The organism is Streptomyces sp. RP5T, from assembly GCF_003933965.1.
GTDB lineage: Bacteria > Actinomycetota > Actinomycetes > Streptomycetales > Streptomycetaceae > Streptomyces.
The window spans coordinates 1-3828 of the sequence record NZ_RSAJ01000716.1 but is presented as its reverse complement, the minus strand read 5'-3'; the positions used below and the strand labels follow the sequence as shown (position 1 = coordinate 3828).

Annotated in this window: 5 protein-coding genes; 1 reads left to right on the top strand and 4 read right to left on the bottom strand. The window is 72.0% G+C overall.

Annotated features, from left to right (window positions below; translation table 11 throughout):
• On the top strand, positions 1-284 hold a 284-nt coding region (locus tag EHS43_RS39740), incomplete at its 5' end, for a tetratricopeptide repeat protein (protein WP_125195420.1).
• An 80-nt stretch (positions 285-364) separates the two neighbouring features.
• On the opposite strand, the gene EHS43_RS39735 is transcribed toward EHS43_RS39740, so the two are convergent.
• Genes EHS43_RS39735 through EHS43_RS39720 form a run of 4 tightly spaced genes read right to left on the bottom strand, consistent with a single transcriptional unit; the run spans position 365 to position 3790 of the window.
• On the bottom strand, positions 365-982 hold the full coding sequence (locus EHS43_RS39735; protein ID WP_125195419.1) for a response regulator transcription factor: 618 nt from the start codon (positions 980-982) through the stop codon (positions 365-367).
• Positions 979-2145, bottom strand: a complete 1167-nt coding sequence (locus EHS43_RS39730) for a sensor histidine kinase (RefSeq protein ID WP_185806610.1) — start codon at positions 2143-2145, stop codon at positions 979-981. The genes EHS43_RS39735 and EHS43_RS39730 overlap by 4 nt, the downstream gene beginning before the upstream one ends.
• A complete protein-coding gene (locus EHS43_RS39725; protein WP_125195418.1) occupies positions 2142-2882 on the bottom strand; it encodes an ABC transporter permease in 741 nt (246 codons plus the stop codon). Before EHS43_RS39725 ends, EHS43_RS39730 begins: the two co-directional genes overlap by 4 nt.
• Entirely contained in the window at positions 2879-3790 is a 912-nt protein-coding gene (locus EHS43_RS39720) for an ABC transporter ATP-binding protein (RefSeq protein WP_125195417.1), read from the bottom strand. The genes EHS43_RS39725 and EHS43_RS39720 overlap by 4 nt, the downstream gene beginning before the upstream one ends.
• Between the last annotated feature and the right edge of the window lie 38 nt (positions 3791-3828).

The window sequence follows — 3828 nt, the reverse complement described above, 5'->3', positions numbered from 1 at the left end:
CCCTGGACGTCGTGCAGCGGATCCTCAACAACGTGCGCGCGTGGGCCGCGGCCCGGCCGGAGCGGTCGGACGTGGGGCTGTGGGCCGTGGAGCTGGCCCTGCTGCTGCCCTCACATCCGGCGCGACTGCGGTACGAGCGGGCGCAGTTGCTCGTGCAGCGGGGTGACTTCGTCGAGGGGGCGGGGGAGTTGGAGGCGTATGCGGGTGTCGTCGCCGCGGTGGACGAGGCGGCTGCGGCACGTCTGCGACAGCAGGCACAGGCCGCGCGAGCGATGCTGAACTAGCGGTCGTAGGGCGTCTGCGGGTGCGTCGTGGCTGGTCGCGCAGTTCCCCGCGCCCCTGGGTCCGCTGCCCTGGACGGCAATCAAAGCCACCCCTTCTCCCGCGCGATCCGGACTGCCTCCGCCCTGTTCCGTACCGCCAGCTTCTGGATCGCCGTGGAGAGGTAGTTGCGGACCGTGCCCTGGGACAGGTGGAGGGTCTGCGCCAGCTCCGCGTTGGTGGAGCCGTCCGCCGCCGCTCTCAGGACCTCGCGCTCACGGTCCGTCAGCGGGTTCGCGCCCTCCGCCAGGGCCGCCGCCGCCAGCGTGGGGTCGATGACCCGCTCCCCCGCGAGCACCTTGCGTACCGCCCGCGCCAGTTGGGCCGCGGGGGCGTCCTTGACCAGGAAGGCGTCCGCGCCCGACTCCATCGCGCTGCGCAGGTAGCCGGGGCGGCCGAAGGTCGTGAGGATGACCAGCTTGACCGCCGGGAGTTCCCTGTGGAGCTGCGCCGCCGCCTCTATGCCCGTGGCGCCCGGCATCTCGATGTCCATGAGGGCCACGTCGACCTCGTGGGCGCGGGCGGCCGCCAGGACCTCGTCGCCGCGGGCCACTTGGGCCACGACCTCGATGTCGTCCTCCAGGCCGAGCAGGGCGGCCAGGGCCTCGCGGACCATCGACTGGTCCTCGGCGAGCAGGACCTTGATCGTGCGGCTCGTCATGAGGCGGATCCTACGTCGGCCGCGGAACCGGCCGGGACGCGGGCGACCAGCCGGAAGCCGTGCCGGGTGCCGGTGGCCTCCAGGGTGCCGCCGGCCTTCTCCAGACGTTCGGTGAGGCCGCTGAGGCCGTTGCCGGGAGCGTTGCCCGCGCCGCCCGATCCGTCGTCCTCGACGGTGAGTTCGAGCCGCGGCCCGTCGAGGGTCTGGCGGTGCAGCAGCTCCACCGTGCAGCCCCGGGCACCGCTGTGCCGTACGACGTTGGTGACCGCCTCGCGCAGCGCCCAGGCCAGGGCCGACTCGCTCTCCTCGGGGACGCCGGTGAGATCGGGTTCGGGGGGCAGGGTGGCGGTGACTCCGGCGGCCGCCAACGCGACCTGGGCGCCCGCGAGTTCCGCGGCCAGGCGGGCGCGCCGGTACCCGGAGACGGCCTCGCGGACGTCCACCAGGGCCTGGCGGCTGACCTGTTCGATGTCGGCGACCTGCTGGGCCGCCTTGTCGGGGTGGGCCGGGAGCATCCGGCCCGCCAGCTCGCTCTTCAGGGTGATGAGGGACAGGGAGTGGCCGAGCAGGTCGTGCAGGTCCCTGGCCAGGCGCAGCCGCTCCTCGTTGGCGGCGAGCTGGGCGACCCGGGCCCGTGCCTCCCGCAACTCGATGGTCGTGCGGATGAGTTCGCGGACGCCGGTCATCGCGAACCCGCCGAGCAGGGCCGGGATGAGCAGCGCGCCGATGTAGTCCGTGCCGTCCGCGACGATCAGGGCGAGGCCCGCCATCAGGGCGGACGCGGCCGGGATCGTCCAGCGGGCGAGCCGTAGCGGCAGGGCCGCGCCGGACGCGATCGAGACGTACACGAAGAGGACGAGCCACTCGCGGCCCAGGGTCAGGACCAGCAGGGTCGACTCGGCCGAGAGGACCGCGAGGGAGGTGAGCACGAACTCCTGGGCGTTGCGGCGGCCGGTCCTGAACAGCAGGGCCAGGTACCAGGCGACGAAGCCCGCGAGGCCGAGCCAGCCGAGGACGACGGCCACGACGCCGTGGCCGCCGTGCAGGAGGTCCGAGACGGGTGCGCTCAGATAGACCAGCCAGATACCCGTCCACAGCATCTTGACCATCGTCTGCTTGCGGGTCTCCGGGCGCTGCCCGATCCCGACACCGGTGCCGCTCACGCCTTCAACGTGTCCTTCCGGTACAGCCAGGCCGCGCCGCCCGCGAACAGGGCGAAGGAGACGGCCAGGATGGCGATGTCCTGTGCGTGCGGGGCGCGACTTTGTTCGATGGCCTGCCCGAGGGCAGCGTACGCGTGCGTGGGCAGCCACCCGGCGATGTCCTGGAGCCACCGCGGGAAGGTCGTCGTGGGCATCCACAGACCGCCCAGCATCGACAGGCCGAAGTAGGTGATCATCGTGATCGGGCGGACCGCGTCACCGGTGGCGAGGTAGCCGATGGCTACGCCGAGCGCGGCGAAGACGAGGCTCCCGGCCCAGATCGCGCCGGTGAGGGCGAGCCACTGCCAGGCGTCCAGACGTACGTCCTTCACGAGCGCGGCGACGACGAACACGACCACGATCGAGGGCAGGCTCACCACGGCCGCGCTCGCCGTCTTGGCGAGGACGTACCCGCGGCCCGGCAGGGCGGTCAGCCTCAACTGCCGTACCCAGCCGCCCTCCCGCTCCTTCGCGATGCGCTCGCTGTTGCCCATCAGGACGGCGGTCAGGGCACCGAAGGAGGCCATCGAGACCATCATGTACGTCGCGACCGTCAGGCCGGTGCCGTCGACCTCGTCGGTGGTCCCGGAGCTGCCCGCGATGATCAGGAACAGCAGCGAGGGGTACAGCACCGAGAAGAACAGGAACTTGCGGTTGCGCAGGGCGCGGACGAGTTCCAGCTTGATCAGACTGTTCATGACTGCCTGGCCTCCTCGGCCTCGGTGATGGCGACGAAGGCCTGCTCCAGACCGAGCCCGGCGACTTCCAGGTTGCGGGGGTAGACACCGAGGCCGTACAGGGCGTGGACGGTCGCGTCGGCGTCGGTGGACTGGATGCGGACGGTCTGGCCGGATATGTCCACGGACGTGAGGAAGGGCAGTGCGCGCAGGGGCTCCTCGTCGATCGCGCCCTCCAGGTCGAAGGCGATCCTGCGGGCGCCCGCCTTGGCCTTGATCTCGGCGGCGGTGCCGTCGGCGAGCAGGCGGCCCCGGTGCAGGACGAGCACCCGGTCGGCGATGGCGTCGGCCTCTTCGAGGTAGTGGGTGGCGAAGAGGACCGTACGGCCCTGGTCGGCCTGTTCGCGCATGGTCGCCCAGAAGGCCTGGCGGGTGGTGACGTCCATGCCGGTGGTCGGCTCGTCGAGGACGATCAGGTCGCTGTCGCCGGCGGTCGCGAGGGCGAAGCGGACCCGCTGGGCCTGGCCCCCGGAGAGCTTGTTGACCTTGCGGTCGGCGATCTGGGCGATGCCCGCGCGGGACAGCACCTCGGTGGGCCGGTAGGGCCTCGGGTGCAGGTCGCAGGCGAGCCGGACCAGTTCGGCGACCGTGACCTCGTCCATCAGGCCGCCACTCTGGAGCATCGCGCCCACGCGCCCGGCGACGATCGCCTCACGCGGGGTGGCGCCGAAGAGACGGACGCCGCCGGAGTCGGGCTGCTTGAGGCCGAGCAGCAGGTCGAGGGTGGTCGACTTGCCGGCGCCGTTGGGGCCGAGCAGCGCCACGGTCTCCCCCGGGCGCAGCGTCAGGGACAGTCCGTCCACGGCCCTTACCTGGCCGTATGCCTTGCTCACCTGGTCGAACGCGACCACCGGGGCTGTCGTTGTCATACGGCCATGGTGGCGGTCGGGGTCACGTTGCTGCCGGC

Coding starts and splice junctions, on each gene's coding strand:
- EHS43_RS39725 (WP_125195418.1), bottom strand. CDS start 2,882: ATGAACAGTCTGATCAAGCTGGAACTCGTCCGCGCCCTGCGCAACCGC.
- EHS43_RS39720 (WP_125195417.1), bottom strand. CDS start 3,790: ATGACAACGACAGCCCCGGTGGTCGCGTTCGACCAGGTGAGCAAGGCA.
- EHS43_RS39735 (WP_125195419.1), bottom strand. CDS start 982: ATGACGAGCCGCACGATCAAGGTCCTGCTCGCCGAGGACCAGTCGATG.